The organism is Muricoccus radiodurans (genome assembly GCF_050154705.1).
In the GTDB taxonomy this organism is placed as follows: Bacteria; Pseudomonadota; Alphaproteobacteria; order Acetobacterales; family Acetobacteraceae; genus Roseomonas; species Roseomonas radiodurans.
The window spans coordinates 1,943,789-1,969,204 of record NZ_CP189561.1 but is presented as its reverse complement, the minus strand read 5'-3'; the positions used below and the strand labels follow the sequence as shown (position 1 = coordinate 1,969,204).

Below are 25,416 nucleotides of genomic sequence, written 5' to 3'. Positions count from 1 at the left end.
AGGGTGACGAGGGCGGGGTCCGGTTGCCTCGTGCTGCGGCGCACCCAACATCCCGGCCGACCATGACGATCCTCAAGGCCGGGCTGCTTCTCTTCGCCCTGTTCTGGCTCCTTCCCCTCGGCATCTCGGCCGTCCGCTACCAGGCCCGCGTGGCGGGGACGGACTGGTGGGCGGCGGACCGGTCCAGCGCCGGGCTGCTGCCGCCGCCGGCCACGAACCCGGGCGCCGTCGTGCGCGTCTTCGCGGCGCCCACGGTCCGCTGGCGGGGGATCTTCGCCGTCCATTGCTGGATCGTCTTCAAGCCGGAGGGCGCGTCCCGCTACACCCGCTACGATTACACCGCCTGGGGAGACCCCATCCGCCTGAACGGCTTCGAGCCGGATGGCCGCTGGTTCGGGCAGGTGCCGGAGGTGGTCTATGCCGCGGACGGAGCGGCCGCGGCGGCGCTGATCCCGCGGATGCAGGCGGCCATCGCGAACTACGCCTGGCGCAACCTGGGGGATTACCGGGCCTGGCCGGGGCCGAACTCCAACACCTTCGTCGCGGCGGTGCTGGACGCGGTGCCTGAGGTGCGCATGGCCCTGCCGCCGACCGCGATCGGCAGGGACTATCCGTATGACGGGAACTGGCTGCGCTGGACGCCGTCGCGGACCGGGATGCGGCTGAGCCTTGGCGGCTATCTCGGGCTGACCCTGGGTTGGGTGGAGGGGATCGAGGTGAACATCCTCGGCGGCGTCGCGGGGCTGGACCTGCGGCGGCCGGCGATCAAGCTGCCGGGGCTGGGCCGGATCGGGATGCCGGGGCCGGACGGGGCTGCGGCGCCCCTGTCGGCCCCGGCGCCCGCGGATTGACCGCGGCGGCCGGAAAGGAGGGCCACCCATGTCAGACCCCCATGACCTCGCCCGCTTCGTGGACGCGCAGGAGGAGGTGATCGCGACGGTCCGGCGCGAGCTGCGGGCCGGCCGCAAGGAGAGCCACTGGATGTGGTTCGTCTTCCCGCAGCTCCGCGGGCTGGGCCACAGCTCCATGGCGCATCGCTACGGCATCGCCTCGATAGAGGAGGCGCGGGCCTATCTCGCGCATCCCGTCCTCGGGCCGCGGCTGATCGAGTGCACCGGGCTGGTGAATGCGGTCGAGGGACGCTCGGCCCGCGACATCCTTGGCAGCCCTGACGACCTGAAGTTCCGGTCCTCCATGACGCTCTTCGCCCGCGCGCGGCCGGAGGAGCCGACCTTCCGTGCGGGGCTGGACAAGTATTTCGGCGGCGTGCCGGACGCTCGGACCGAGGCGCTGCTCAGTACACCAGGAAGCCCTTGATCGCGTCGTACAGCGCCTCCGGCTCGTCCGCCCGGATGGAGTGGCTGCTGTTGGCGAAGATGCGCAGGTCGGAGCCGGGGATCAGCCGGTGGATCTCCTCGGCGAATTCCGGGGGGCAGATCCAGTCATGTGCGCCGGCGAGGATGATCGTCTTCGCCGTGATCCGGGACAGTTCCGGCCGCAGGTCGTAGCTCCGCAGGAAGCCGCCGGGGCGGAAGGCGCGGTTCAGCGCCTCCGGCTCGTGCAGGGTGCGGGCGAGGGCGTCGCGGCCGCGCTCCGCGTCGTAGGTGGTGGAGTAGAGCGGGCCCATCACCGCGTAGTAGCGGCGCACCTTCTCCAAGGTGTCGAGCGTGCCGTTCCAGAGCATGGCGGAGACCTGCTTCTGCTCCTCCGTGCCGCGCTCCGCCACGATCTCCTGTGCGCGGGCCATGAAGCCGGCATGCGCCGCGGTGACGATCAGCACGAGGTGCGAGACGGAGGCCGGATAGCGCGCGGCATGGGCCATGGAGACCATCCCGCCATAGCTCGTCCCGATGGAGACGATCGGTCCGAGGCCGAGATGCTGCCGGAGCGCCTCCAGGTCCTCCACGTTCTCGTCCAGGTTCCAGCGGGACGGGTCCTCCTTCGACGAACGGCCTTGGCCGCGGTGGTCCACGTAGACGAGCTGCATCCGGTCCGCGAGCGCGGAGAAGCCGGGCTTGAACCCGCTGTGATCGCCGCCTGGCCCGCCGTGCAGGATGAAGGCCACGGGCCGTTCCCGCATCCGGGGGCCGTCAGGCACGAGGCCCATTCCCTCCACGTCGAAGTAGATCTCGGTGTCTCGGATGCGGGCGCGCATGGGGCGGGTTCTCCTCTCCCTCAGGTTCGCATGGCCGGTGGCGCCGTGACACCCCGGCGGCGACGACTAGACTGTGCGGCGGATGACCGAATCGCCTGCCCCTCCCGGCGCCGTCCGCCACCAGCGCGCGGAGGGCGTGGCCGAACTGCGCTTCGAGCGGGACGGCGTGCGCAGCGTGCTGCGACACCTCTACCAATCCGCGCCGCTGCGCATCCTGTTCCCGACGCCCGAGCCGGACGAGCCGCCTCTGGCCGCCCTGGTGAACACGGCCGGAGGACTGGCCGGGGGCGACAGCCTGCGGATCGCCGCCACGGCCGGTCCCGGCGCCACGGCGACGCTCTGCACGCCGGCTGCGGAGAAGCTTTACCGCTCCCTCGGCCCAGAGACGCGGATCGCGACGGCGCTGCGCGTCGAGACAGGCGCGGTGCTGGAGTGGTTGCCGCAGGAGACGATTCTGTTCGACCGGGCGCGGCTGCGACGGCGGCTGGAGGTGGACCTCGCCCCCGGGGCGCGTCTGCTGGCGGCGGAGATGCTCGTCTTCGGCCGCGCCGCGCGGGGGGAGCGCTTCGATCAGGGCACGCTGCACGATTCCTGGCGGCTACGGGTGGACGGACGGCTGCGCTGGGCCGATGCGCTGCGGCTGGACGATCCGGCTGCCGCCCTGGCGGACCGCTTCGGCTTCGCCGGCGCGGGCTCCTTCGCCACGCTGCTCTATGCCGGGACCGATGCGGCGCCCCGCCTGCCGCTGCTGCGGGACCTCGCCGGACCGCTGGGGGCCGCGACCGTGCCGCGGGAGGGTGTGGTCCTGATCCGCTGGCTCGGACCGGCGGTCCCGGTGCGGGCGGCGCTGGCGGCCGCGATCCCGCCCTTGCGCGCCGCGCTGTTCGGGCTGCCGCCGCTGCTGCCACGGCTCTGGACCACCTGACACGCCCGCCGCCATACTTCGGCGGACCCGATCGGAGCCGCCGATGCACCTGACGCCGCGCGAGAAGGACAAGCTGCTGATCGCTATGGCCGCCAACGTCGCCCGACGTCGGCTGGAGCGCGGCGTGCGGCTGAACCACCCGGAGGCGACCGCGCTCGTCACCGACTTCGTGGTGGAGGGTGCCCGCGACGGCCGCAGCGTGGCGGAACTGATGCGCGACGGCGCGACCGTGCTGACGCGGGATCAGGTGATGGAGGGCGTCGCCGAGATGATCCACGAGATCCAGGTGGAGGCGACCTTCCCCGACGGGACCAAGCTGGTCACCGTCCACCAGCCGATCCGGTAGCCCCATGATCCCCGGAGAGATCATCACCGCCGCGGGCGAGATCGAGCTGAACGCCGGCCGCCCCGCGATCGAGCTGGAGGTCGCCAATGCCGGCGACCGCCCCGTGCAGGTCGGCAGCCACTACCACTTCGCCGAGACGAACCCGGAGCTGCGCTTCGACCGCGAGAGGGCGCGCGGAATGCGGTTGGACATCGCCGCCGGGACGGCGGTGCGCTTCGAGCCCGGGCAGACGCGGACGGTGCGGCTGATCCCCTTCGCCGGGGCACGGATCGTGCATGGATTCCGCGGCGACGTGGAAGGGACGCTGTAGTCATGCCCGCCCGGATTTCCCGATCGGCCTATGCCGGCATGTACGGCCCGACCACGGGAGATCGAGTCCGGCTGGCCGACACCGACCTGTTCATCGAGGTGGAGCGCGACCTCACCACCTATGGAGAGGAGGTGAAGTTCGGCGGCGGCAAGGTGATCCGCGACGGCATGGGCCAGTCCCAGGTCGGGCGGGACGGCGGGGCGATGGACACCGTCATCACCAACGCGCTCATCCTGGATCACACCGGCATCTACAAGGCCGATGTCGGGCTGCGGGACGGGCGGATCGCGGCCATCGGCAAGGCGGGCAACCCCGACACGCAGCCCGGCGTGACCATCGTCATCGGGCCGGGCACAGAGATCATCGCGGGGGAGGGGAAGATCCTCACCTCCGGCGGGATCGACGTGCACATCCATTTCATCTGCCCGCAGCAGATCGAGGAGGCGCTGGCCTCCGGCGTCACCACCATGTTCGGCGGTGGCACCGGCCCGGCGCACGGGTCGCTGGCCACCACCGCGACGCCCGGCGCCTTCCACCTCGCGCGGATGCTGCAGGCGGCCGAGGGGTTCCCGATGAACCTCGGCTTCCTCGGCAAGGGAAACGCCGCCCTGCCAAAGGGGCTGGAGGAGCAGATCCTGGCCGGCGCGGCCGGCATGAAGCTGCACGAGGACTGGGGCACGACGCCGAAGGCGATCGACACCTGCCTAGCCGTCGCGGACGCGCTGGACGTGCAGGTGGCGATCCACACGGACACTCTGAACGAGAGCGGCTTCGTCGAGAGCACCATCGCCGCGATGAAGGGCCGCACCATCCAGGCCTTCCACACGGAGGGCGCGGGCGGCGGCCACGCCCCCGACATCCTGCGGCTGGTGGGGGAGGCGAACGTGTTGCCCTCCTCCACCAATCCCACCATGCCCTACACGGTGAACACGCTGGACGAGCATCTCGACATGCTCATGGTGTGCCATCACCTCGATCCCCGCATCCCGGAGGACGTGGCCTTCGCCGAGAGCCGCATCCGCAAGGAGACTATCGCGGCCGAGGACATCCTCCACGATCTCGGCGCCATCTCCATGATGTCCTCCGACAGCCAGGCGATGGGACGGGTGGGCGAGGTGATCATCCGCACCTGGCAGACCGCCCATAAGATGAAGGTCCAGCGCGGCCGCCTGCCGGGGGAAACGGGCGACAACGACAACCTGCGCGCCCGCCGCTACGTCGCGAAATACACGATCAACCCCGCCATCTCCCAGGGTATCGCGGATCATGTGGGCAGCGTGGAGGTGGGCAAGCTGGCCGACCTCGTGCTGTGGAATCCGGCCTTCTTCGGCGTGAAGCCGGAGATGGTGCTGAAATGCGGGACCATCGCCATGGCCCCGATGGGCGATCCGAATGCCTCCATCCCGACGCCGCAGCCCGTACATTACCGGCCGATGTTCGGCGCCTTCGGGCGGGCGCTGCCGGCCGTGGGCGTCACCTTCACCTCCCAGGTGGCGATGGAGCGCGGCATCGGGGAGCGGCTGCGGCTGGAGAGGCCGCTGCTGGCGGTACGGAACACGCGCGGCGGTATCTCGAAGCGGGACATGATCCTGAATGACGCGCTACCCCGCATCGAGGTGGATGCCGAGACCTACGAGGTGCGCGCGGACGGCGAATTGCTGGTGTGCGAGCCGGCGAGCGTCTTGCCGATGGCGCAGCGTTACTTCCTGTTCTGAGACCCGACATGACCGACGACGCCTTGCCACGCGCCACCTCCGTGATCCCGGCCGGCCACTGGAACGCCGCCGAGGCACGGGATGCGGTGACGCTCGACTTCGACGACCGGCACCGCCGCCGGCGCCGCTACACGGGGGAGGGCGGGTTCGCCTTCTTGCTCGATCTTCCCGATGCGGTGGTCCTAAACGACGGGGACGGGCTGGCGCTGGAGGGCGGCGGCGCCGTTGCCGTGCGCGCCGCGCCGGAGCCGCTGGTGGAAGTGACGGCCGCCGATCACGCGCATTTCGCGCGGCTCGCCTGGCACCTGGGCAACCGGCACCTGCCGGCGGAGATCGGGGCGGACCGCATCCTGATCCGTGACGACCACGTGATCACCGCCATGCTGCGCGGCCTGGGTGCGACGCTGCGGTGCGTGCAGGCCCCCTTCAACCCGGAGGGCGGCGCCTATGGAGAGCACAACCGCCAGACCGGGCACCACCACGGTCCGGTGCACACGCACGGCCATGACCATGCGCACGAGCACCATCACCACGGCGACGGGCACCACCATCACCACCATGGCTGAGGATGTCGCCCTCTACCGGCTGCTGGCCTGGACGTCGCCGGCCTATCCGGTCGGTGCCTACACCTATAGCCACGGGCTGGAGGCGGCGGTGGAAGAGGGGACGGTGCGCGGCCGCACGGACCTCGTGGCGTATGTGGAGGCGGCGCTGGGGCGTGGGGCTGGCGCGGTGGACGGGCCGCTGCTCGCGGCGGCGTGGCGCGCCGCGACAGCGGGCAACCAGGCGGCGCTGGACGATGTGGTGGAGCTGGCCGCCGCGTGGCGCGGCACGGCGGAGACCGCGCTGGAGAGCGGTGCACAGGGCACCGCCTTCTCGAACGTCACGGCCGCGGCCTGGGCGGAACCCCGCTTCGCCGCCCTCGTCGCACGCCATCCGCGGGGACTGATGCACCCGGTCGCCTTCGGCGCGGCCGCGGCCTGGGGCGGGGTGACACTGCGATCTGCACTGTTCGCGTGGCTGTCGGCCTTCGCGGCGAATCTGGTCTCGGCCGGGGTCCGGCTGGTGCCGCTCGGCCAGACGGACGGGCAGACCGCGACGGCGGCGCTGCTTCCCGCGGTGAGGGGCGCGACGGAGGCCGCGCTGGCTGCGGACCTCGATGACATCGGCACCGCCTCACCGGTGCTCGATCTTTTCTCCATGCGCCACGAGACGCAGTACACGAGGCTTTTCCGCTCATGACCAAAGCTGGATCTGACCATCCGGTTCAGACCTCCGCGCCCGATGGGCGCTCCGGTCATCGAATGGGGAACGGCCCCTTCCGCGTCGGCATCGGCGGGCCAGTCGGGTCCGGCAAGACCGCGTTGACGGACCGGCTCTGCAAGCACCTGCGCGACAGCCACGATATCGCCGTCATCACGAATGACATCTACACGCGGGAGGATGCGGAGTTCCTCACCCGCTCCGGCGCGCTGGTGCCGGAGCGCATCGTGGGGGTGGAGACCGGGGGATGCCCGCACACCGCGATCCGCGAGGATGCGTCCATCAACCTGGCCGCCGTGCACGACATGCACGAGCGCTTTCCGGATCTGGAGATCCTCTTTATCGAGAGCGGCGGCGACAATCTCGCCGCCACCTTCTCGCCGGAGCTGGCGGACCTGACGATTTATGTCATCGACGTCTCGGCGGGGGACAAGATCCCGCGCAAGGGTGGGCCGGGGATTACGCGGTCCGACCTGCTGGTGATCAACAAGATCGATCTCGCGCCGCTGGTCGGCGCCGACCTCGGCGTGATGGACCGCGATTCCCGGAAGATGCGCGGGCAGCGGCCCTTCCTCTTCACCAACCTGAAGGAGAACCGGGGCGTGGCCGAGATCGCCGACTTCATCCTTCAGTCCGGCGGGATCGCCTCCCGCCCCGCCGCCCAAGGGAGTGTCGCCTGATGCGCCGCCTGCTTCCCGCCGTCCTTCTCCTGCTGCCGCTGCCAGCGCTGGCGCATACCGGCGCCGGCCATGTGGCCGGGTTCCTCGCCGGTGTCGGACACCCGTTCGGCGGGCTGGATCACCTGATGGCCATGGTCGCCGTGGGCCTCTGGGCCGGGTTGCTGGGCGGGCGAGCTGCCTGGGTGCTGCCCGCGGCCTTCCTCGGCGCGATGGCGCTGGGCGGGGTGCTCGGCATCAACGGGGTGGCCCTGCCGATGGTGGAGGCGGGGATCGCTGCCTCGGTGATCGTGCTGGGAGCGCTGGTGGCACTGGCCACCCGGCCGCCGCTGGCCGTCGCGGTCGGGCTCGCGGCGCTCTTCGGCCTGTTCCACGGACACGCGCACGGGATGGAGTTGGCGACGGGCGCCGGGGCGGTGGCCTATGCCGCGGGCTTCCTGCTCGCGACCGCCGGGCTGCACGCGGCCGGTCTGGCGCTTGGCCGGGTCCGGGTGCCACGCCTGCACATCCTCACCCGCTCTGCCGGTGCGGCGATGGCGATGGCCATGCTCGTCGTGCTGCTGAACGGCTAGACCGCCCAATCCGTGAAGCAGGCCCTGCACCGGCTGGAGGTGGCCACGCGCGGTCGGGGCCTGACCGACATCACCCGCGCCGTGCGGGACTGGGTGGCCGGTCAGGGCATCGGCACCGGGCTGCTGACGATCTGGTGCCGGCATACGTCCGCGTCGCTCCTCGTGCAGGAGAATGCCTCGCCCGATGTGCGGACGGACCTGGAGGCGTTCCTGCGACGGCTGGTGCCCGATGGCGGCGAGGCGACCTATCGGCACGACGAGGAGGGGCCGGACGACATGCCGGCTCATATCCGGGCCGCGCTGACCGCGGTGCAGATCTCGGTTCCGGTGGAGCATGGGCGTCCCGTGCTGGGAACCTGGCAGGCGATCTATCTCTACGAACACCGGACGAGCCCGCACCGCCGGGAGTTGGTCCTGCATCTGATCGGCGAACCGGGCTGATCCCCTATGCGCGCCGGGAGGTGGCCATGAACCTATGGCCGCAGGATCACGGCCCGCGCCCATGTGGTGTCCCGGCGGGTCCCCGTCTTTCCGTCGGGCGGTCCCCGGGATATCCGTCCCCTTTCCACGCCGCAGAGCCGTGCCGCATGAGCCGTCTAGCCCTTCTCGGGTCGTGTTTCCTTGTCCTCGGGGCGGCGCTGGCCCCGCCGGCGCGGGCCGAGACCTGCAGCACCTCGACCCTTACCGCGCCGGCCTATGCCTTTGCGCGCTGGTGCGGCGACCCGCCCGGACCCGGACGGCTCCGCATGGGGCGCCGCGGCGGCGGCGGGGAGGAGTTCCTGGAAGTCCCGATCGACACCTACCGGGAGGTCGTGCGGACGCCGAACGTCGCGCGCTATCTCTCGGAGGAGGTGCTGCCCCGCTTCCGGCGCGCCGCGGAAGCCCCGGCGAGCCCGCCCTCGCCACGGTCGGCGGACCGGGCCGAAGGGCGTGCGCGGCAGGAGCACCGGCCGGCGCCCACGGCCTCCGCGCCCCGACGAGAGGCGCCGGCGAAGCCGATCCATCACGCGGCGGGCGCCAGGGGACATGATGCCGCGGTGACAACGCCGGTGCCGCTCGTGGCCGGGGCGCAGCGCCCGGTCCGGGTTCGCGGGAGTGAGGAGTTGTGCCCCGCGCCGCGCCGCGAGGGCCATGCCGCCGCCCGGGCCGGCACGGTGCCGACCCGCCCAGGCGTCTGCCGAAGCTAGCTTGTGCCAGCGCGGCAGCCGCCGCGTTGAGCCGGTTCAAAGGTACGAGGCAGTCTGACCAATAGAGATGAGTCGTCGGGGGAATGGTATCCCCCCGGCGCCTCGTCAGGCTTCCACCTCCCAGAAGATAGGGTAGGAGGATTGCGGCAGGTTCCGCAGCCGGTCGCGGTAGCCGGCCGGGATGGTGAACTGGCCCCACATGACGCTCGGCACGTGGTCCACGCACAGGGCCTGGATCTCGGCTGCGGCGCGCTGGCGGCCCGCGCCGTCCGGGGCGGCGGCGAAGGCCTCGATGGCGGCCTTCACGCGCGGGTCGCAGTCCCAGCCCGGGTAGTCCGCGCAGGTGTTCGACACGTAGAAGTTCGTCAGCGGCGAGAGCATGTCGGTGCCGTTCGCGTAGACGGCGAAGGCGCTCCACCCCTCGCGCCGGCCGCGGCGGGCGAGGACGGTTCCCCAGTCCATCACCTGCTCATCCACGGTGAACCCGGCCTCCTGCATGGAGGCGATGGCGACCCGCGCAGCCGTCTGGCTGATGCTCTCGGAGACCGTCAGGAAGATGACGGGCTGCCCACGATAGGAGGTGGCGCGCAGCATCTGTCGCGCCTCCGCCACGTTGAGCCGCATCGCCTCCTGCCCCGCCGTGCTGGAGAAGGGGCCGCCGCACATGAGGAAGGAGGGGCAGGGCGGGGCGCGGAAGCGCTCGGGGATGCCGATGGCGGTCAGGATTGCGGTCTGGTCCACCAGCTTCCACATGACGCGCCGCACGGCCGGGTCGTCGAAGGGCGGGAAGGCGTGGTTAAGCCGGAAGTTGCCGAGGAACTGCTGGATCCCACCGAGGCCGAGCAGGCGCACCCCGCGCGTGCGCTCCAGTCGCGCGATCCAGTCGAAGGGAAGATACTGCATGTAGTCGATCTCGCCCGCGATGAGGGCGGTGGCGCCAGTCGCCTGGTCCGGCATGACGCGCCAGGTCACCGTATCGACCTTCACGTGCCGCCCGCCCGCGAGGAAATCGGCGGGCTCCTCGCGCGAGCGGTAGTCCGGGAAGCGCTCCAGCACCATGACGTTGCCCGGCCGCCAGTCCGCGGCGCGGAAGCGGAACGGGCCGGAGCCGATGATCTCGCGGATGCGCTGGTCGCCCGGCGTGCGCGCCAGGCGCTCCGGCAGCATGACGGGCAGCGGCGCATTCGGCTTGCCCAAGACGTCCAGCATCAGCGGGAAGGGCTTCGTCAGGGCGATGCGGAAGCTCCGTGCGTCCATGGCCGTGACCTCGGACTTGGCGGCCCAGAGCATCCGGCCGAGGGAATCGCGCGGCGCCCACCGTTCCAGGCTGGCGACGCAATCGGCCGCGGTGACGGGTGCACCGTCGTGCCAACGCAGCCCGTCCCGCAGGCGGAACGTCCAGGTCAGGCCGTCGGGCGATGTCTCCCAAGCCTCCGCCATCTGCGGCTTGATGACGCCCTGGCCGTCCATGGCGAAGAGCGTGTCGAAGACGTGCGTCGCGAAGCTGCGGGTGATCGCCGCCGTCGTGACGTGCGGGTCGAGGATGACGACCTCGCTCTCCAGCACCGCGTTCACGTTGCCGGCGGCGCGCGCGGGGCGCGGAAGCCAGGGTGCCGCAAGAGCGGCGCCGGCCGTCAGCAGCGCCACGCGCCGCGTGGTCGAGGCACTTGTCATCGCACGTCTCCCGCCGTCCCTTGCCGGAAGCGTATTTGATATATCAAACTGGACGCAAGCCTTTCTCCTGGAGGTCGTGTGTACATCGAAGAGCTTCGGCGCATGGCGCGCGCGGCGGTCCCGCCCGCGGACGGCACGCTGCGGGCCGCGGGATTGCGGGACAGCGTGACGGTGCAGCGCGACGCGCAAGGCGTCGCCCACATCCGTGCGGCCCACGTGCAGGATGCCTGGTTCGCCCAGGGTTTCGTGCACGCGCAGGACCGGCTTTTCCAGATGGAGCTGAACCGCCGGCGCGGCCTTGGGCGCTCCGCGGAATGGCTGGGGCCTGCGGCCTTCGAGGCGGACGCGCTCTCCCGACGACTGGGCGTGGAAGCGGCGTCCCGCCGCGACGCCGCGGCGCTCGGTGAGGAGGCGTCGGCCATGATCGCGGCCTATGCGGCGGGGGTGAACGCCTTCATCGCCTCGGACGCGCCACGGCCGATGGAATACACGCTGCTCGGCGCCGAGCCGGAGCCCTGGGAGGGGTGGCACTGCATCGCGGTGATGCGGCGCCTCGGCCTGCTGATGGGCTCCGTCTGGTTCAAGCTGTGGCGCGCCGCGGCGCTTCCAATCGCGGGAGAGGCCGTCACGGCGCTGCGCTACGACGATGGCGGGAGCGATGTACTGATTATGCCGCAGGGCGCGGAGGCTGAGCGCTGGCGGGCCGGCCTCGCCGACCTCGCCCCGGCTGCGGCGGCCCTGATGGAGGTCGCCGCACCCGACCTGACCGGCGGCGGCAGCAACAACTGGGCGGTGGGGCCGTCCCGCAGCGGCACCGGGCGGCCCGTGCTGGCCGGCGATCCGCACCGCGTCTTCGAGGTCCCGAACATGTACGCACAGGGGCATGTGGCCTGCCCCGACTTCGACGTGATCGGCCTGACGGTTCCCGGCGTGCCCGGCTTCCCGCATTTCGCGCATAACGGCCGCGTCGCCTACTGCGTCACGCACACCTTCGCCGACATTCACGACCTGTTTTTGGAGCAATTCAGCGAAGACGGGACGCAGGCCCGATTCCGCGGCGCATGGGAGCCGGTGCGGCACCGCACCGAGACGGTTGCGATCCGGGGCGAGGCTCCCCGGACGGTAGAGGTGGTGGAGACGCGGCACGGGCCGGTCATCTGCGGCGATCCGCGTCGTGACACCGCGCTCACGCTCCGCTCCGTACAGTTCGCGGAGACGGACCGCTCCTTTGATTGTCTGCCCCGCATGCTCCGCACTTCCGGCGTGGAGGAGCTGTTCGAGGCGACGCGTGGCTGGGGGCTGATCGACCACAATCTCGTCGCCGGGGATGTGGCGGGGCACACGGGGTGGCTCCTGCGGGCGCGCGTGCCGCGGCGCGGGCGGCTGAACGGATGGCTGCCCGTGCCCGGCTGGACCGGGGAGCACGAGTGGGAGGGCTGGATCGCGCATGACGAGATGCCGCGACTGATCGACCCGCCGGGCGGGGTGATCGTGACGGCCAACAACCGCGTGGTGGCGGACGACCATCCGGATTACCTCTGCACGGACTGCCACCCGCCGCACCGCGCCCGGCGCGTGGCCGCACGGCTGGAGGAGGATGAGGCCGCCCGCACCCCGGAGGGAGCGGCGGCGATCCATGGCGATACGCTGTCCCTGCCGGCGCGCGACATGATGGCGCGGCTGCGCGCGATGGTCCTGCCGCTTTCCCCGGCGGCCGCGGCTCTGCGCGCGGCCTTGCTGGGCTGGGACGCTCGGATGGAGGCGGCCAGCACCGTGCCGTCGCGCTACATCGCGTGGCGGCTGGCGCTGACGCGCGCCGTGGCGGCGCGGAGCGGGCTCGGCGCGCTGTCGAAGCACCCCTGGCTGCAGGTCGCGCCCGGCGTGGCGCCGCTGACGCAGCTCTGGTGGACCGTACCGGCGTTGCTACGGGAGGGCGATGAATCGCTGCTGGGCGGCGAGACCTGGGATGCGCTGATGCGCGATGCGCTGGAAGAGGCCGCGTCCACGCCCGCGACGCCCTGGGGGGAGGTGCACCAGCCCCGCTTCACCCACCCGCTCTCCGCCGTGTTCCCGGAGGCCGCGGCGGTGCTCGACCCACCCTCGCTGCCGATCGGGGGCGACGGGGACGTGGTGCTGGCGAACGGGATCGTCGCGCCTCTCGGCGTGCGGGCGACCTATGGCGCGCTGGCCCGCTACGCCTTCGACGTGGGCGCCTGGGAGAATTGCCGCTGGGCGGTCTTCCTCGGCGCGTCAGGCCATCCGGGCAGCGCGCATTATGCGGACCAGCATCCGGAGTGGGCGGCGTGCCGCATGGTCCCGATGCGGCACGACTGGGCGACGATCGCGCGCGAGGCAACCGCGACCCAGACCCTGACCCCGTAGGGGCCGATCAGGACAGCCAGCGCTCCCGGTTCTCCGCGACGAAGGCGTCATCGGAGAACTGGGGATAGAGGCGGAGGACGCGGTCGATCGCCTCGGATTGGCCGGGGCTCAGTCCTTCCTTCGGATTCAGGCACCAAGTGCCTTCCAGAAGGCCCTGCCGTCGCAGGACTTCATGGCATCCGGCGATGCAGCCGTGGAAGCTGTTCGCCACGTCGAAGAAGGCGGCGTTGCAGTCGGTCACGGTGGCGTCCAGGGCCAGGATATCGGGCGGAACCGGCCCGGCGGCGACGGCCGCCTGGAGACGTTCGAGCAACTGCACGGCGCCGCGTGTCCACACCGACCAGTGGCCGAGCAGCCCGCCGCGGAAGCGCACCGTCACTGGCACCCCGTCGCGCGGCAGGGTGAAGGGCGTGATCAGGTCGAGGACGATGTGGTCGTCATTGCCGGTGTAGAGGGTGATGCGGTCCTCGGCCCGTGCCTCGATCAGGCCGCGCACCACGTCGAGCGTGCGGTAGCGGTTGAAGGGGGCCACCTTCACGGCAACGACGTTGTCGATGGCGCAGAAGTCGCGCCAGAAGCCCGCATCCAGCGAGATGCCGCCGACGGCGGGCTGGAGGTAAAATCCGACGAGCGGGATCTCCTCCGCGACGCGGCGGCAATGCGCCAGCAACTCGTCCGGCGAGGCGCCCTTCATGGCTGCCAGGCTCAGCAACCCGGCGTGGTAGCCGAGGCCGACGGCCGTGCGCGCCTCCTCCACCGCCTGCTCCGTCCGGCCGGCGAGACCCGCCACCATGACGAGCGGCCGGCTGGTCCAGGCGCGGCTGTCCTCCATCGCGGCCTCCAGCACGGGGCGGTAGAGGCCGACGTCGCGGATCTCGAACTGCGTGGTGTGGACGCCGACGGCGAGACCGCCCGACCCCGCATCCACGTAGTAGCGGGTCAGCGCCCGCTGGTGGCGGCGGTCGAAGCGGCGCTCGGCGTTCAGGGCCAGGGGGTGCGCGGGGATCGCTACGCCCTTGCGGAGCAGTCCCGTCACCTCGGGCGGCAGGTCGGAGCGGTGGAGGCCCATGCGGATCGTCCTGTCGGGAAAGGTTCAGCCCAGCTCCGGCCCCGCGGCGACCATGAGGCGGGCGGGATCGCCGAAGGGCTCGGCCCGGTCATGGGCCATGCGTCGGAATGGGCGCTCGGGGCGGAAGTCGCGGGCGCGCAGGAGTTCGGCCAGGGACGCCCAGCGGTCGGCGAGATCGAGGATCACCGGACCGCGCGCGGCGGCGAGGGCGGCGTTCAGCAGGCGTGCCGCCGATCCTTCCTCCGGCGCGACGATGGGGCCGATCTGGATGGCCTGCCGTCCCGGACGGGCGAGGACGAAGCCGCTGCCATCCGGCAGGCGGAAGCCCTGGGCCGGTGCGCGATGGAGGAGATGGCGGAGCAGCACGCCGCGGTCGGCGCCGAAGGCCGCGTGGTCCGCGGCCGCCAGCGCGGGTAGAGCGGCGGGCGTCATCGGCGGCAGGCCGCCCTGTCCCGGGGTGCCGGTCGCCATCCCACGCCAGCGCGTGAGGCCGAACTGAACGCGGAAGCCGAGCGGAGCATAGATGCGCTCGCCGGCCGGCGTGGCGTCGAGCACGGGGCACAGCCCCATAGCGCGAAGCGCCGTCATGCAGTGGCGCAGGATGTGGGTGCCGAAGCCCTGGCCGCGCGCCGCCGCCGTGACCAGCACCATGCTGATCCAGCCGAAGCCGCCATCCGCGAAGGGAAGAATCGCGCCGCTCGCGATCGGCTCGCCCGTCCCGTTCCGGACGCCGAAGACGCTGCCGCGCTGGAAGAAGATTTCCCAATCCGCCGCCACCTGGTTCCAGCCGGCCTCCGCCGAGAGCGAGAGGCAGCCGGGCATGGCATCGGGCGTCAGGGTCCGGATGGCGGCCTCAGTAGGCGCCATCCCGAACCTCGAAATGCGTGGGCTTGCCCAGGCTGCTGCCGCCCCGCGCCACCCAATCCGCAACCCAGTCCATCATCCGGGCGAGCGGGACCAGCGGATAGCCGAAGAGCCGGGCCGCTTCGGCGGCGTTGTTCAGCCAGGCGGTCTGCGCCTCCTGGCCAGTGATGATCGGGGCCTTGCCCAGCCGCTGCCCGAAGGCCTGGGCCAGCCACCGGACGGAGATGGTCTCCGGTCCCGTCACGTTCAGCGCCACGGCGGGGCTGGCGCAGTGGCGCAGGGCGCGCAGCGCCTGGGCGTTGGCGTCGCCCTGCCAGATGACGTTCACATGGCCCATGGTGACGTCCACCGGCTCCCCGTCCCTCACCTTGCGCGCGACGTCGAAGAGCACGCCGTAGCGGAGATCGATCGCGTAGTTCAGGCGGAGGAGCAGGGCGGGCGTGCCATGCACGTTCGAGAAATACCCGATCATCCGCTCCCGCCCGATACAGGAATTCGCGTACTCGCCGGGCGGGGTCAGGGGCGTGGCTTCCGTCGCGCCGCCGCCATCGACCGGCACGAAGGCGTAGACACAGCCCGTGGAGAAGGCAACGATCCGCGATGCCTTGTAGACCTCCGCCACCATGGCGGGCAGGTGGCTGTTCATCGCCCAGGTCAGGGGCTGGTCGCCGGCGGCGCCGAACTTCCGGCCGGCCATGAAGATCACGTTTCTCGCGCGCGGCAGGGCCTCCAGCGCGGAGCGGTCCATCAGGTCGCAGGCGATGGTCTCGACGCCGTTCGCCTCCAGGCTCTCGCGCAGCCCGGCCTCGCTGAAGCGGGCCACGCCGATGATCCGCTTGCCCGGCGCGGCGTTCCGCGCCAGGCGCGCCAGTGTCGGGCCCATCTTCCCGCCCACGCCGAGCACGATGATGTCGCCATCCAGCGCCGCCAGGTCGGCGGCCAGCGCCCGGCTCGGACGGGAGAGGAAGGCATCCACCTCCTCGGTCGTCCCGAAGCGCGCGGGCAGGTCGGCGGGGTCGAGCCAGCCAGTCTCCGCCGGAGAGAGCGCCGTGTCCGCCATGGGCCGTTCCTTCCTCCCGCGCCCGCCGGCGCGAATCCTTGGGACGGACCTTAGAGCCGGCCGTGCCGGATGACGACCGGTCGGTTACTCCCGGCGCCGGCCGACCAGACGCGCGACCACCATCAGCAGGACGCCCGCCACGATCACGCCGACGGTGGCCGGATGCTCATCGATGGCACGGATGATCGAGGCCGGCACCCACCAGAGCGAGTCCAGCAGCGTCATCGGGAGCCAGAGCAGCGTGTTCCAGCCCACCACATACGCCGCGATCCCGAGCGCCACGAGAAAGACGCCCAACGACCAGAGCCTCGACGACATTCCGACCCTTCCCGGTATTCCCGCGCGGGCTGATCGGCGCCGATCAGGGCGCCGTGCCCGCCGCGCGGCATGTGGGGATGGGGTGCGAGCGCTTCAGCCCGGCCTTTGGGGTGTTTCCGTGGCAGGGGTGTCCGGCGGCTAGCGCGTGCCCAGCACGCGCGTCAGCCGCGTCACGGCCTCCCGCGCCAGCTCGGGGCTGACGGCGAAGCAGATGCGGATGAAGCCCTCGCCCTCCGGCCCGAAGGCGGTCCCGGGGGCGACGCCCACCTTCGCCTCCCGCAGCAGGCGGAAGGCGAGCTCGAGGCTCGTCTCCCCCCTGTTCGCTTCCCCGGGCTCGACCCGGGCCATGAGGTAGAAGGCGCCCTCCGGCGGGAAGACCGTCACGCCCTTCAGGCGGGACAGGCCCTCCACCATGATCGTGCGGCTTTCGGCGCAGCGGGAGACCATGGTGCGGATGAAGCCGTCGCCTTCCTCCAGCGCGGCGACGGCGGCGTGCTGGATGAAGGTCGGGATGGAGGTGGTGTTGTACTGGCCGAGCTTGTTGAACACGCCCTCCAGCCCCGCCGGATAGACCATCCAGCCCGCGCGCCAGCCCGTCATCGCCCAGTTCTTGGAGAAGGTGCTGGCGACGATCAGGCGGTCGGACGGCGTGCAGACCTGCAGGAAGGACGGGGCGATGGCGTTGCCATAGGTGAAGTGGCCGTACACCTCGTCGGACAGGATCCACAGCCCGCGCTCCCGTGCGGCGTCGCGCAGCGCCTCCATCTCCGCCAGCGGCATCACCCAGCCCGTGGGGTTGGAGGGGGAGTTCACCACCAGGATGCGGGTCCGCGGCGTGACCGCGGCCAGGATGTCCTCCAGCGGCAGGGAGAAGCGGCCGTCGGCGGTGCGGCGATAGGGCACGCTGACCGGCACGCCGCCGGTCACCCGCACGGATTCCGCCAGGTTCGGCCAGTTGGGGGAGGGGATGATCACCTCCTCGCCCGGGTCCAGCAGGGCCTGGCAGGCCTGCATGATGGCGTTCATGCCACCGGCGGTGACCGTGAAGCGCTCCGGCGCCACCTCCACGCCCCAGTGGCGGCGGTGGTAGTCACTCAGCGCCTGATGCAGCCGGGGCAGGCCGCGGGAATAGGTATAGCGCGTCTCGCCCGCCAGCATGGCGCGGTGGGCGGCCTCGACGATGAAGTCGGGGGTGGGCAGGTCGCCCTCCCCGATCCAGAGCTTCACCACGTCCGGGTCGTCGCGGCCCTTGTCCGCCACGAGGCCGATCTGGCTCGTGCCCACGCCCTGTATGCGGTCGGGCAGGGCGGCGGCGGGATCGGCGATGACGGTGTCGGGCATGGTCCAGGACGTCCTTTTGGGCGCGGCCCGCCTTCCGGAGGGGCGGCAGGGCGTGCAGGAGAGGGGTGCTTCTGCCGCCCTCGCGGGCCGGGGGGAAGAGGGCCCCGACGACGTGCCGTCCCGATCAAGCCTTCGGGACGCGCGACACATACGACGCGCCGGCCCTGGACAGGCAGGCCACGCCGGGACCAGATAGGCCCCACTACCGCCGGGGATGGACCCCGGGGAACAGCCGAGTGGAAGCCACTCATGAGCAGTACCCTGACGCTCCGGCGCAAGCCGGCGGCGCGACCCCGACGGGCGGATCTGGCGGTCTTCATCGGCCGCTTCCAGCCCGGCCCGCATCTCGGCCACCTCTCCGTCATTCGCGCGGCCCTGCAGGCGGCGGACCGGCTAGCGGTGGTGATCGGATCAGCGAACGGGCCGCGGTCCCACCACAATCCCTTCACCTATGACGAGCGCCGCCACATGCTGGAGGCGTGCCTGACGGTGGAGGAGCGCGAGCGCGTCACCACGATCCGGGTCAGCGACCACCTCTACAACGACGACGCCTGGATCGAGGACGTGCAGCGCGCCGTGAACACGGTGGGGCGCGCCACCGCCGGGGAGCATCCCCGGATCGCCCTGATCGGGCATTCGAAGGACCGGAGCAGCTTCTACCTCCGCAAGTTCCCGGAATGGGAGAGCATCGAGGTCCCCAACTTCGGCGGCTTCTCCTCCACGCCGATGCGCGACCTGTTCTTCTCGCGCGGCGGCGAATGGGTGGATGACGGCGCGGCGGCCTGCCTGCCGGAGGGCGTGCGGGGCTTCCTGCGGCATTTCAGCGGAACGACCGCCTTCCGGGATCTGGTCACGGAATACGACTTCATCCGCGACTACCGCCGGAAATGGGGGGAGGGGCCCTTCGTCACCACCGACGCGGTGGTGATCCAGAGCGCCCATGTCCTGCTCGTCCGCCGCGCCGGACGGCCGGGGAAGGGGCTCTGGGCCCTGCCCGGCGGCTTCCTGGAGATCGCGCGCCGCGAGACCCTGCTGGAAGGCATGATCCGCGAGCTGCGGGAAGAGACCGCCATCCGCCTGGGCGACGGCCGGCCGGAGGTGGTGGAGCGCATCCTCCGCGGCTCCGTCGTCCACACGGAAGCCTTTGACGAGCCCTTCCGCGATCCCCGCGCCCGCATCATCACCCACGCCTTCCTCGTCGCGCTGGAGCCGCGGCGTGAGCTGCCCGAGGTCCACGCCGACACCGACGCCGAAGCGGTGAAGTGGGAGGCGCTGGCCGATCTGCGCGAGGAGGCGCTTTTCGCGGACCACTTCCACATCATCAGGCGCTTCAAGGGCCTGCTGCCGAAGCCCAAGAGCGTCTGAACCCTCCCTTTACTGCCCCGCCGGATGGACCGGCGGGATGCCACCCAGCAAGGAAGCCTTGCGATGTACATTCGTCCCCTGGCCTCGCCGATCGCGCGGGTCTGCGACAATCCCATCCTCACGGCCGACAGCTACAAGGCCAGCCACTTCCGCGCCTATCCCGACGGGACGCGCCGAATCGTCAGCTATATCGAGAGCCGCGGCGGCCGCTGGGACCGCACGCTCGTCTTCGGGCTGCAGATGTTCCTGAAGACCTATCTCGCCACCCGCATCACCGCCGAGATGGTGGACGAGGCGGAGGAGCTGATCACCGCCCACGGCTTGCCCTTCAACCGAGCGGGCTGGGATGCCATTCGCACGCGCCACGGTGGATACCTTCCCGTCAGCATCCGCGCGGTGCCGGAGGGTACGGTGCTGCCGACGCGCCACGTCATGCTCTCGGTCGAGAATACGGATGACGAGCTGCCCTGGCTGACGAGCTACGTGGAGACGGCGCTGCTGCGCGCCGTCTGGTACCCCACCACCGTCGCCACGCAGAGCTGGCACCTCAAGGCGGCGATCCGCACGGCGCTGGAGGAGACCTCGGACGATCCGGATGGGCAGTTGCCGTTCAAGCTGCACGATTTCGGCGCGCGCGGCGTCAGCAGCGGCGAGAGCGCGGGCATCGGCGGTCTGGCGCACCTCGTCAACTTCCGGGGCAGCGACACGATGGAGGCGCTGGTCGCCGCCCGTCGATTCTACGGGGAGCGGATGGCCGGCCTCTCCATCCCCGCGGCCGAGCACAGCACCGTCACCGCCTGGGGCCGGGACGGTGAGACGGCGGCCTATCAGCGCATGCTGGACGCCTTCGCCCGGCCCGGCGCGCTGCTCGCGGTCGTGAGCGACAGCTACGACCTGAGCCATGCGGTCCGCGGCATCTGGGGCGGGACGCTGATGGAGCGGGTGAAGGAGTGCGGCGCCACGGTTGTCGTGCGGCCGGACAGCGGCGATGCGACGACCGTGCCGGTGGACACGGTGGAGGCGCTGGCGGATCGCTTCGGCGCCACGGTGAATGGCCGCGGCTACCGGGTGCTGCACCCCGCCGTGCGCGTCATCCAGGGCGACGGCATCAACGAGGACAGCATCCGCACCATCCTGGCCAATCTGAAGACGCGCGGTTTCGCGGCCGACAACATCGCCTTCGGGATGGGCGGCGCGCTGCTGCAGGGCGTGAACCGGGACACGCAGCGCTTCGCGATGAAGGCGAGCGCCGCGTTGGTCGGCGACACTTGGCGGGACGTGTTCAAGGACCCGGCCACCGATCCGGGCAAGCGTTCCAAGGCCGGTCGCCTGGCCCTCATCCGCGAGAACGGCCGCTACGAGACGGTCCGGGCGGAAGGGCAGGCGTGGCGCGACCTGCTGGTGGAGGTGTATCGCAACGGCGAGATCCGGCGCGAGGCGACCCTCGCCGAGATCCGCGCCCGCTCAGAGGAACCGCCGCTGGACTGAGCGGGATTCAGCCGAGGGTTGGGCGGATCATCTCGAACATCTCCCCGATCTCGGCGTAGTCGCCACGGTAGCCGCAGCGCCCGATCGGGCGCGCGGCCTTCGTGTCGAAGAGGCCGTCCCGGATGTAGGCGCGGTCGATGTGCACGCCGACCACCTGTCCGAGGACGAGGTGCGTCGCCAGCGCCTTCCCGTCCAGGTCCTTCATGGGCACGATCTGCAGGACGCGACATTCCAGCGCGGCCGGGGTGTCCGCGACCCGCGGCGGCCGCACGAGGCGGGAGGGCGCGGCCTCGATCCCCGCGAACTCCATCTCGGACTCGCCATGGGGCAGCGGGGCGCTGCTGCGGTTCATCACCTCTGCCAGGGGACGGGTGGCGAGGTTGCAGACGAACTCGCCCGTCTCCTCCACGTTCCGCAGGCTGTCCTTCCGCCCCTCGCTCCCGAAGGCGACGATCGGCGGGTTGGAGTTGAAGGCGTTGAAGAAGCTGTAAGGCGCGAGGTTCACGCGGCCGTCCGCGCTGACCGTCGTGATCCAGCCGATGGGGCGCGGCGCGATGATCGCCTTGAAGGGATCATGCGCCAGTCCGTGGCCGAGCCGCGGCTCGTAGAAATGGTGGTCCAAGGGGCTGCTCCGTCCTGGGGGCGGATCGTCACCCCAGGCGCGCGCGGTGCGCAAGGCGGGCGGGGCGGGCCAGGGCCCGTTGTGTCACGCGTCGGCGGGGGTGATCCCGATGTCGCGGATGACCCCGGGCCACTTCTGCGCATCGTCGCGCAGGACCGCGGCGAACTCCGCCGCGCTCATGTTCGCGACCTCGACGCCGATGGCGGACATGCGGTCCCGCACGGCGGGCAGGGCGAGAGCGCGGTTGATCTCCCCGTTCAGGCGGGTAACGAGATCCAGCGCCATCCCGCGCGGACCCATGGCGCCGTACCAGACCGCCATCTCATAGCCGGGGATCGTCTCCGCGACCGTGGGCACGTCGGGCAGGAGGGTGGAGCGGCGGCCCTCCGTGACAGCCAGCAGCCGCAGGCGGCCGGCGCGGACATGCTCCAGGGTCTGGGTGCCGGCGGAGACGAGCATCTGCGTCTGGCCGGACACCGTGTCCAGCACCGCCGGCGCGCCGCCGCGATAGGGGACGTGCACCATCTCGATCCCCGCCATCCGCGCCAGCATCGCCGCGCAGATGTGGTTGGTGGACCCCGCCCCCGCCGAGGCATAGGCGACCTTGCCCGGGTTCGCGCGGCAATAGGCCACGAACTCGGCCATCGTGTTCGCGGGCACCGAGGGATGGATCACCACCGTGTTCAGCACGTAGGCGAGCAGCGCGATCGGCGAGAAGTCGTTCGCGCCATGGAAGGGCATTTCCTTCAGCAACGCCTCGTTCATGGCGTGCGTGCTCATGGATCCGAAGAGCAGCGTGTGCCCGTCCGGTGCCGCCCGCGCGACGGCCAACGACCCGATATTGCCCGAGGCGCCGGAGCGGTTCTCCACCAGTACGGGCTGGCCGAGGGAGAGGCGAAGGGGCTCCGCGAGGGTCCGCGCGAGGATGTCGGTCGACCCGCCCGGCGCCCAGGGCACGATGATCTGGACGGGGCGGGAGGGATAACGCTCCTGCGCCCGGGCTGCAGAAGCCGTCAGGGCGGCCGCCGCCGAGAGGACGGTGCGTCGTGTGGCAAGGGGCATGGCAGTCCTGCTCCGTGTTCGGCGGGGTGCTTGCAGCTTCCGGGCCGGCGGGCCTCACTGGCCCGGAGACTAGCCGCGACCACCGCCCGGAGACAGACGCCGTGTTCACCACCCGCCCCGAGATCCGCGGCACCTTCGGCGCCGTCGCGACGACGCACTGGATCGCCACCGCCGTGGGCATGTCCGTGCTGGAGCGCGGCGGCAACGCGTTCGACGCCGCGGCGGCGGCCGGCTTCGTCCTCCAGATCGTGGAGCCACACCTGAACGGTCCGGGCGGGGAGGTGCCGATCATCCTCAATCGCCATGACCGGCCGGAGCCCGTCGTGATCTGCGGCCAGGGGCCGCTTCCCTTAGGCGCGACACTGGAGCGCTTCGCGGCGCTCGGCCTGGCCCAGGTGCCGGGGACGGGCCTGCTCCCCTCCGTGGTGCCCGGGGCCTTCGATGCCTGGATGCTCCTGCTGCGGGATCACGGCACCTGGACCCCCGGCGCGGTGCTGGAGGCGGCGATCGGCTACGCCGAATCCGGCTTTCCCGTGCTGCCCCGCGTCTCCGCCACCATCCTGGCGGCGCAGGAGATGTTCCCGGCGGAATGGCCCTCCTCCGCCGAGGTCTGGCTGCCCGGCGGGGAGGTGCCGCGCCCCCGCGCCCTGCACCGCACCCCTGCCATCGCCGCCACCTATCGCCGGATCGTCGCGGAGGCCGAGGCGGCCGGAGGCGACCGTGTCGGTCAGATCGAGGCGGCGCGGAACGCCTTCTACCGCGGCTTCGTGGCGGAGGCCGTGGACCGCTTCTACCGGACGGCAGAGCTGCTGGACTCCACGGGCCGGCGGAACCGCGGCGTGCTGACGGGCGACGACCTGGCCCGCTACGCCGCACCGGTCGAGCCCACCGTCTCCCGAGACCACCGGGGCGTCACGGTCCACAAGACCGGACCCTGGGGACAAGGGCCGGTGATGTTGCAGGTCCTCGCCCTGCTGGACGGCTTCGACCTCGCTTCCATGGACCCGGCGGGCGAAGAGTTCCTCCACGTGGTCGTCGAGTGCATCAAGCTCGCCTACGCGGATCGGGAGGTATTCTACGGCGATCCGGACGCCGTGGACGTGCCACTGGCGACGCTACTGTCTGACGACTATGCCGCCGCCCGCCGCCGCCTGATCACCGCGGAGGCGTCGCACGCCCTCATCCCCGGCGACCTGCCCGGTGCCGCCGAGCGGATGGCGCGGGTTCTGGCCATGGCGGGCGCCGAGACGCCCGCCGGCATCGGCGGAGGCGAACCGACCTTCGCGGCCCTGCCGGTGGAATGGGGCGATACCGTCCATCTGGACGTCGTGGACCGCTGGGGCAACCTCGTCTCCGCCACGCCTTCCGGCGGCTGGCTGCAATCCTCGCCGGTGGTGCCGGGGCTGGGATTCCCGATCTCCACGCGCGGGCAGATGACCTGGCTGGAGCCGGGCCATCCCAGCACGCTGCGGCCGGGCATGCGGCCCCGCACCACGCTGACGCCAACCCTCGTGACCCGGGACGGGGAGGCCTACCTCGGCATCGGCACACCGGGGGGCGACCAGCAGGACCAGTGGACGCTCGGCGTGCTGCTGCGCCACCTGCACCACGGGCTGGACCTGCAGGCAGCCATCGACATGCCGCTCTTCACCAGTCGGCATTTCCCGCAGTCTTTCCACCCCCGAACCTGCGAGCCCGGTCTGCTGCTGATGGAGGAGCGGTTCGGGCCGGCCGTGATCGAGGGCATGCGCCGCCGGGGCCACCAGGTCAGCGTGCAGGGGCCCTGGTCGCTCGGCCGTGTCTGCGCGGCGGGGCGGCGCCGGGACGGACAGGTGATGGCGGCGGCGACGCCGCGGCTGATGCAGGCCTATGCCACGGGGCGGTGAAGGCATCCTCCTGCACGGTTCATGCGCGGTGGTCGGCGCACCCTCTGGACGGAATGGTGGACCCTCGCCGTCTTGTTCAGGGGCGGTCGGCGTTTCTAATCTTCGTCCGGCGGGGTTGATGGAGAGGGCGATGGCCTGGATGCGCGGAATCACGCGACGCGGACTCGGTGCCGCCACGATGGGCATCGGCGGCCTCGCGTCCCGCCCGCTCGGCGCACAGATGGCGGACTGGCCCTCGCGGCCCGTTCGGGTGGTCGTGCCCTACGGCGCCGGCGGCGCGACGGACACCATGTGCCGCCTGTTCTGCGGGCGCCTCGCGACCATCCTCGGCCAGCCCTTCCCGGTGGAAAACCGCCCCGGCGGCAACGCCGTCATCGGCATGGAGCAGGTGCTGCGCGCGCCGAAGGATGGCTACACGCTGCTCTTCGGGGCCGGCGGGGCCTTCCTCGCGACGCCGCGGATGCAGCCGGTCTCCTTCGATCCGGTGCGGGACTTCGCCGGCATCAGCATCGTCGGCACCAACGGCATGATCCTGGCGGTGAACAAGGACCTGCCGGCGCGCAATCTGACGGAGTTCGTCGCCGAGGCCCGGGCCCATCCCGGCCGGGTCAATGCGGGTACGTCCAGCCTCGGGACCTCCAGCCATCTCGCGGCGGTGATGCTGGCGGTTCATGCGCGGGCGGATATCACCATGGTCCCCTATCCCGGCGTGCCGCAGATCATGGCGGACCTTCTGTCCGGCCGCATCCAGCTCCATTTCGGCTCCGCGGCGGACGTGCTCCCGCAGGCGCAGGCCGGGAACGTCCGGGTGCTGGCCGTATCCGGCGCGCGGCGCATGCCGCAGCTGCCCGACGTGCCCACCGTCGCCGAAACCTTCCCCGGCGCGACCTACACCGCCTGGAACGGCTTCTTCGCACCGACCGGCACCCCGCGGCCGGTCATCGATCTGCTGGCCCGCCACATCGCCGCCGTCGCGCGGGAGCCGGAGATCATCCGCCGCCTCGATGAGCTGGGCATCGACGCGGATGGCGGCACGCCGGAGGCGGTCGAGGGAACGTTGCGCCGCGAGGGGCCGGAATACGAGACGCTGCTGCGTGCTTCCGGCCTGCTGCGGGGATAATCGGCGGGTCTGAGC

General features: G+C 71.5%; 26 protein-coding genes. 17 read left to right on the top strand and 9 right to left on the bottom strand.

Annotation, left to right across the window (positions count from 1 at the left end):
* Positions 1-62: 62 nt before the first annotated feature.
* Both ACP6CK_RS09770 and ACP6CK_RS09765 read left to right on the top strand, forming a co-directional pair.
* Positions 63-851, top strand: coding sequence for a DUF3750 domain-containing protein (locus tag ACP6CK_RS09770; RefSeq protein ID WP_426958697.1), 789 nt, complete (start codon positions 63-65; stop codon positions 849-851).
* Between the two features lie 28 nt (positions 852-879).
* Complete coding sequence (locus tag ACP6CK_RS09765) at positions 880-1,317, top strand: DUF1810 domain-containing protein (protein ID WP_426958696.1); 438 nt, start codon at positions 880-882, stop codon at positions 1,315-1,317.
* Here the strand turns inward: ACP6CK_RS09765 and ACP6CK_RS09760 are convergent.
* Complete coding sequence (locus tag ACP6CK_RS09760) at positions 1,295-2,155, bottom strand: alpha/beta fold hydrolase (protein WP_426958695.1); 861 nt, start codon at positions 2,153-2,155, stop codon at positions 1,295-1,297. The genes ACP6CK_RS09765 and ACP6CK_RS09760 overlap by 23 nt on opposite strands.
* Before the next feature lie 82 nt (positions 2,156-2,237).
* Here ACP6CK_RS09760 and ACP6CK_RS09755 point away from each other — a divergent pair, with 82 nt between their 5' ends.
* The 10 genes from ACP6CK_RS09755 (at position 2,238) to ACP6CK_RS09710 (ending at position 9,150) form a co-directional block, all read left to right on the top strand.
* The gene (locus tag ACP6CK_RS09755; protein ID WP_426958694.1) at positions 2,238-3,080 is read left to right on the top strand and encodes an urease accessory protein UreD; all 843 of its coding nucleotides are present in this window, start codon (positions 2,238-2,240) and stop codon (positions 3,078-3,080) included.
* Positions 3,081-3,123: 43 nt separating this feature from the next.
* Positions 3,124-3,426 carry an urease subunit gamma gene (locus ACP6CK_RS09750; RefSeq protein WP_426958693.1) on the top strand — a complete coding sequence of 101 codons (303 nt, stop codon included), beginning with the start codon at positions 3,124-3,126 and terminating at the stop codon, positions 3,424-3,426.
* 4 nt (positions 3,427-3,430) lie between these two features.
* Entirely contained in the window at positions 3,431-3,736 is a 306-nt protein-coding gene (locus ACP6CK_RS09745) for an urease subunit beta (protein WP_426958692.1), read from the top strand.
* A gap of 2 nt (positions 3,737-3,738) precedes the next feature.
* The gene (gene ureC / locus ACP6CK_RS09740) at positions 3,739-5,451 is read left to right on the top strand and encodes an urease subunit alpha (RefSeq protein ID WP_426958691.1); all 1,713 of its coding nucleotides are present in this window, start codon (positions 3,739-3,741) and stop codon (positions 5,449-5,451) included.
* Positions 5,452-5,459: 8 nt separating this feature from the next.
* On the top strand, positions 5,460-6,017 hold the full coding sequence (locus tag ACP6CK_RS09735; protein WP_426958690.1) for an urease accessory protein UreE: 558 nt from the start codon (positions 5,460-5,462) through the stop codon (positions 6,015-6,017).
* Entirely contained in the window at positions 5,962-6,693 is a 732-nt protein-coding gene (locus ACP6CK_RS09730; RefSeq protein ID WP_426958689.1) for an urease accessory protein UreF, read from the top strand. The genes ACP6CK_RS09735 and ACP6CK_RS09730 overlap by 56 nt, the downstream gene beginning before the upstream one ends.
* A gap of 62 nt (positions 6,694-6,755) precedes the next feature.
* Positions 6,756-7,394 carry an urease accessory protein UreG gene (ureG, locus tag ACP6CK_RS09725; RefSeq protein ID WP_426958688.1) on the top strand — a complete coding sequence of 213 codons (639 nt, stop codon included), beginning with the start codon at positions 6,756-6,758 and terminating at the stop codon, positions 7,392-7,394.
* Positions 7,394-7,963 carry a HupE/UreJ family protein gene (locus ACP6CK_RS09720; RefSeq protein WP_426958687.1) on the top strand — a complete coding sequence of 190 codons (570 nt, stop codon included), beginning with the start codon at positions 7,394-7,396 and terminating at the stop codon, positions 7,961-7,963. The genes ureG and ACP6CK_RS09720 overlap by 1 nt, the downstream gene beginning before the upstream one ends.
* A 12-nt stretch (positions 7,964-7,975) precedes the next feature.
* Complete coding sequence (locus ACP6CK_RS09715) at positions 7,976-8,404, top strand: secondary thiamine-phosphate synthase enzyme YjbQ (RefSeq protein ID WP_426958686.1); 429 nt, start codon at positions 7,976-7,978, stop codon at positions 8,402-8,404.
* A 146-nt stretch (positions 8,405-8,550) separates the two neighbouring features.
* Positions 8,551-9,150: a hypothetical protein gene (locus ACP6CK_RS09710; protein ID WP_426958685.1), complete on the top strand. Its 600-nt coding sequence runs from the start codon at positions 8,551-8,553 to the stop codon at positions 9,148-9,150.
* A 105-nt stretch (positions 9,151-9,255) separates the two neighbouring features.
* On the opposite strand, the gene ACP6CK_RS09705 is transcribed toward ACP6CK_RS09710, so the two are convergent.
* Positions 9,256-10,824, bottom strand: a complete 1,569-nt coding sequence (locus tag ACP6CK_RS09705) for an ABC transporter substrate-binding protein (RefSeq protein WP_426958684.1) — start codon at positions 10,822-10,824, stop codon at positions 9,256-9,258.
* 102 nt (positions 10,825-10,926) lie between these two features.
* Here ACP6CK_RS09705 and ACP6CK_RS09700 point away from each other — a divergent pair, with 102 nt between their 5' ends.
* On the top strand, positions 10,927-13,206 hold the full coding sequence (locus ACP6CK_RS09700; RefSeq protein WP_426958683.1) for a penicillin acylase family protein: 2,280 nt from the start codon (positions 10,927-10,929) through the stop codon (positions 13,204-13,206).
* 7 nt (positions 13,207-13,213) lie between these two features.
* Here ACP6CK_RS09700 and ACP6CK_RS09695 read toward each other — a convergent pair whose 3' ends face one another.
* The 5 genes from ACP6CK_RS09695 to ACP6CK_RS09675 all read right to left on the bottom strand — a co-directional run bounded on the left by ACP6CK_RS09695 (position 13,214) and on the right by ACP6CK_RS09675 (position 17,858).
* Entirely contained in the window at positions 13,214-14,275 is a 1,062-nt protein-coding gene (locus ACP6CK_RS09695; protein WP_426958682.1) for a dihydrodipicolinate synthase family protein, read from the bottom strand.
* Positions 14,276-14,299: 24 nt separating this feature from the next.
* Positions 14,300-15,142, bottom strand: coding sequence for a GNAT family N-acetyltransferase (locus tag ACP6CK_RS09690; protein WP_426958681.1), 843 nt, complete (start codon positions 15,140-15,142; stop codon positions 14,300-14,302).
* On the bottom strand, positions 15,129-16,199 hold the full coding sequence (locus ACP6CK_RS09685; protein ID WP_426958680.1) for an NAD-dependent epimerase/dehydratase family protein: 1,071 nt from the start codon (positions 16,197-16,199) through the stop codon (positions 15,129-15,131). Before ACP6CK_RS09685 ends, ACP6CK_RS09690 begins: the two co-directional genes overlap by 14 nt.
* 84 nt (positions 16,200-16,283) lie before the next feature.
* Positions 16,284-16,517 carry a hypothetical protein gene (locus tag ACP6CK_RS09680; protein WP_426958679.1) on the bottom strand — a complete coding sequence of 78 codons (234 nt, stop codon included), beginning with the start codon at positions 16,515-16,517 and terminating at the stop codon, positions 16,284-16,286.
* Between the two features lie 138 nt (positions 16,518-16,655).
* Positions 16,656-17,858: a pyridoxal phosphate-dependent aminotransferase gene (locus ACP6CK_RS09675; RefSeq protein ID WP_426958678.1), complete on the bottom strand. Its 1,203-nt coding sequence runs from the start codon at positions 17,856-17,858 to the stop codon at positions 16,656-16,658.
* Positions 17,859-18,107: 249 nt separating this feature from the next.
* Here ACP6CK_RS09675 and ACP6CK_RS09670 point away from each other — a divergent pair, with 249 nt between their 5' ends.
* Positions 18,108-19,223: a bifunctional nicotinamide-nucleotide adenylyltransferase/Nudix hydroxylase gene (locus ACP6CK_RS09670; protein ID WP_426958677.1), complete on the top strand. Its 1,116-nt coding sequence runs from the start codon at positions 18,108-18,110 to the stop codon at positions 19,221-19,223.
* A gap of 63 nt (positions 19,224-19,286) precedes the next feature.
* Positions 19,287-20,711, top strand: coding sequence for a nicotinate phosphoribosyltransferase (locus tag ACP6CK_RS09665; protein WP_426958676.1), 1,425 nt, complete (start codon positions 19,287-19,289; stop codon positions 20,709-20,711).
* A 7-nt stretch (positions 20,712-20,718) separates the two neighbouring features.
* Here ACP6CK_RS09665 and ACP6CK_RS09660 read toward each other — a convergent pair whose 3' ends face one another.
* Together ACP6CK_RS09660 and ACP6CK_RS09655 are read right to left on the bottom strand one after the other, a co-directional pair.
* Positions 20,719-21,333 carry a flavin reductase family protein gene (locus tag ACP6CK_RS09660; protein WP_426958675.1) on the bottom strand — a complete coding sequence of 205 codons (615 nt, stop codon included), beginning with the start codon at positions 21,331-21,333 and terminating at the stop codon, positions 20,719-20,721.
* Between the two features lie 84 nt (positions 21,334-21,417).
* A complete protein-coding gene (locus ACP6CK_RS09655) occupies positions 21,418-22,395 on the bottom strand; it encodes a Bug family tripartite tricarboxylate transporter substrate binding protein (protein ID WP_426958674.1) in 978 nt (325 codons plus the stop codon).
* 101 nt (positions 22,396-22,496) lie between these two features.
* Here ACP6CK_RS09655 and ACP6CK_RS09650 point away from each other — a divergent pair, with 101 nt between their 5' ends.
* Together ACP6CK_RS09650 and ACP6CK_RS09645 are read left to right on the top strand one after the other, a co-directional pair.
* Positions 22,497-24,281 carry a gamma-glutamyltransferase family protein gene (locus tag ACP6CK_RS09650; RefSeq protein WP_426958673.1) on the top strand — a complete coding sequence of 595 codons (1,785 nt, stop codon included), beginning with the start codon at positions 22,497-22,499 and terminating at the stop codon, positions 24,279-24,281.
* A 130-nt stretch (positions 24,282-24,411) separates the two neighbouring features.
* The gene (locus tag ACP6CK_RS09645; protein WP_426958672.1) at positions 24,412-25,401 is read left to right on the top strand and encodes a Bug family tripartite tricarboxylate transporter substrate binding protein; all 990 of its coding nucleotides are present in this window, start codon (positions 24,412-24,414) and stop codon (positions 25,399-25,401) included.
* Positions 25,402-25,416: the final 15 nt, after the last annotated feature.

What these genes read in the sequence shown, in the direction of transcription:
- ACP6CK_RS09770 (WP_426958697.1), top strand. Translation starts at nt 63, where the DNA reads ATGACGATCCTCAAGGCCGGGCTGCTTCTCTTCGCCCTGTTCTGGCTC.
- ACP6CK_RS09765 (WP_426958696.1), top strand. Translation starts at nt 880, where the DNA reads ATGTCAGACCCCCATGACCTCGCCCGCTTCGTGGACGCGCAGGAGGAG.
- ACP6CK_RS09760 (WP_426958695.1), bottom strand. Translation starts at nt 2,155, where the DNA reads ATGCGCGCCCGCATCCGAGACACCGAGATCTACTTCGACGTGGAGGGA.
- ACP6CK_RS09755 (WP_426958694.1), top strand. Translation starts at nt 2,238, where the DNA reads ATGACCGAATCGCCTGCCCCTCCCGGCGCCGTCCGCCACCAGCGCGCG.
- ACP6CK_RS09750 (WP_426958693.1), top strand. Translation starts at nt 3,124, where the DNA reads ATGCACCTGACGCCGCGCGAGAAGGACAAGCTGCTGATCGCTATGGCC.
- ACP6CK_RS09745 (WP_426958692.1), top strand. Translation starts at nt 3,431, where the DNA reads ATGATCCCCGGAGAGATCATCACCGCCGCGGGCGAGATCGAGCTGAAC.
- ureC (WP_426958691.1), top strand. Translation starts at nt 3,739, where the DNA reads ATGCCCGCCCGGATTTCCCGATCGGCCTATGCCGGCATGTACGGCCCG.
- ACP6CK_RS09735 (WP_426958690.1), top strand. Translation starts at nt 5,460, where the DNA reads ATGACCGACGACGCCTTGCCACGCGCCACCTCCGTGATCCCGGCCGGC.
- ACP6CK_RS09730 (WP_426958689.1), top strand. Translation starts at nt 5,962, where the DNA reads ATGCGCACGAGCACCATCACCACGGCGACGGGCACCACCATCACCACC.
- ureG (WP_426958688.1), top strand. Translation starts at nt 6,756, where the DNA reads ATGGGGAACGGCCCCTTCCGCGTCGGCATCGGCGGGCCAGTCGGGTCC.
- ACP6CK_RS09720 (WP_426958687.1), top strand. Translation starts at nt 7,394, where the DNA reads ATGCGCCGCCTGCTTCCCGCCGTCCTTCTCCTGCTGCCGCTGCCAGCG.
- ACP6CK_RS09710 (WP_426958685.1), top strand. Translation starts at nt 8,551, where the DNA reads ATGAGCCGTCTAGCCCTTCTCGGGTCGTGTTTCCTTGTCCTCGGGGCG.
- ACP6CK_RS09705 (WP_426958684.1), bottom strand. Translation starts at nt 10,824, where the DNA reads ATGACAAGTGCCTCGACCACGCGGCGCGTGGCGCTGCTGACGGCCGGC.
- ACP6CK_RS09700 (WP_426958683.1), top strand. Translation starts at nt 10,927, where the DNA reads ATGGCGCGCGCGGCGGTCCCGCCCGCGGACGGCACGCTGCGGGCCGCG.
- ACP6CK_RS09695 (WP_426958682.1), bottom strand. Translation starts at nt 14,275, where the DNA reads ATGGGCCTCCACCGCTCCGACCTGCCGCCCGAGGTGACGGGACTGCTC.
- ACP6CK_RS09690 (WP_426958681.1), bottom strand. Translation starts at nt 15,142, where the DNA reads ATGGCGCCTACTGAGGCCGCCATCCGGACCCTGACGCCCGATGCCATG.
- ACP6CK_RS09685 (WP_426958680.1), bottom strand. Translation starts at nt 16,199, where the DNA reads ATGGCGGACACGGCGCTCTCTCCGGCGGAGACTGGCTGGCTCGACCCC.
- ACP6CK_RS09680 (WP_426958679.1), bottom strand. Translation starts at nt 16,517, where the DNA reads ATGTCGTCGAGGCTCTGGTCGTTGGGCGTCTTTCTCGTGGCGCTCGGG.
- ACP6CK_RS09675 (WP_426958678.1), bottom strand. Translation starts at nt 17,858, where the DNA reads ATGCCCGACACCGTCATCGCCGATCCCGCCGCCGCCCTGCCCGACCGC.
- ACP6CK_RS09670 (WP_426958677.1), top strand. Translation starts at nt 18,108, where the DNA reads ATGAGCAGTACCCTGACGCTCCGGCGCAAGCCGGCGGCGCGACCCCGA.
- ACP6CK_RS09665 (WP_426958676.1), top strand. Translation starts at nt 19,287, where the DNA reads ATGTACATTCGTCCCCTGGCCTCGCCGATCGCGCGGGTCTGCGACAAT.
- ACP6CK_RS09655 (WP_426958674.1), bottom strand. Translation starts at nt 22,395, where the DNA reads ATGCCCCTTGCCACACGACGCACCGTCCTCTCGGCGGCGGCCGCCCTG.
- ACP6CK_RS09645 (WP_426958672.1), top strand. Translation starts at nt 24,412, where the DNA reads ATGGCCTGGATGCGCGGAATCACGCGACGCGGACTCGGTGCCGCCACG.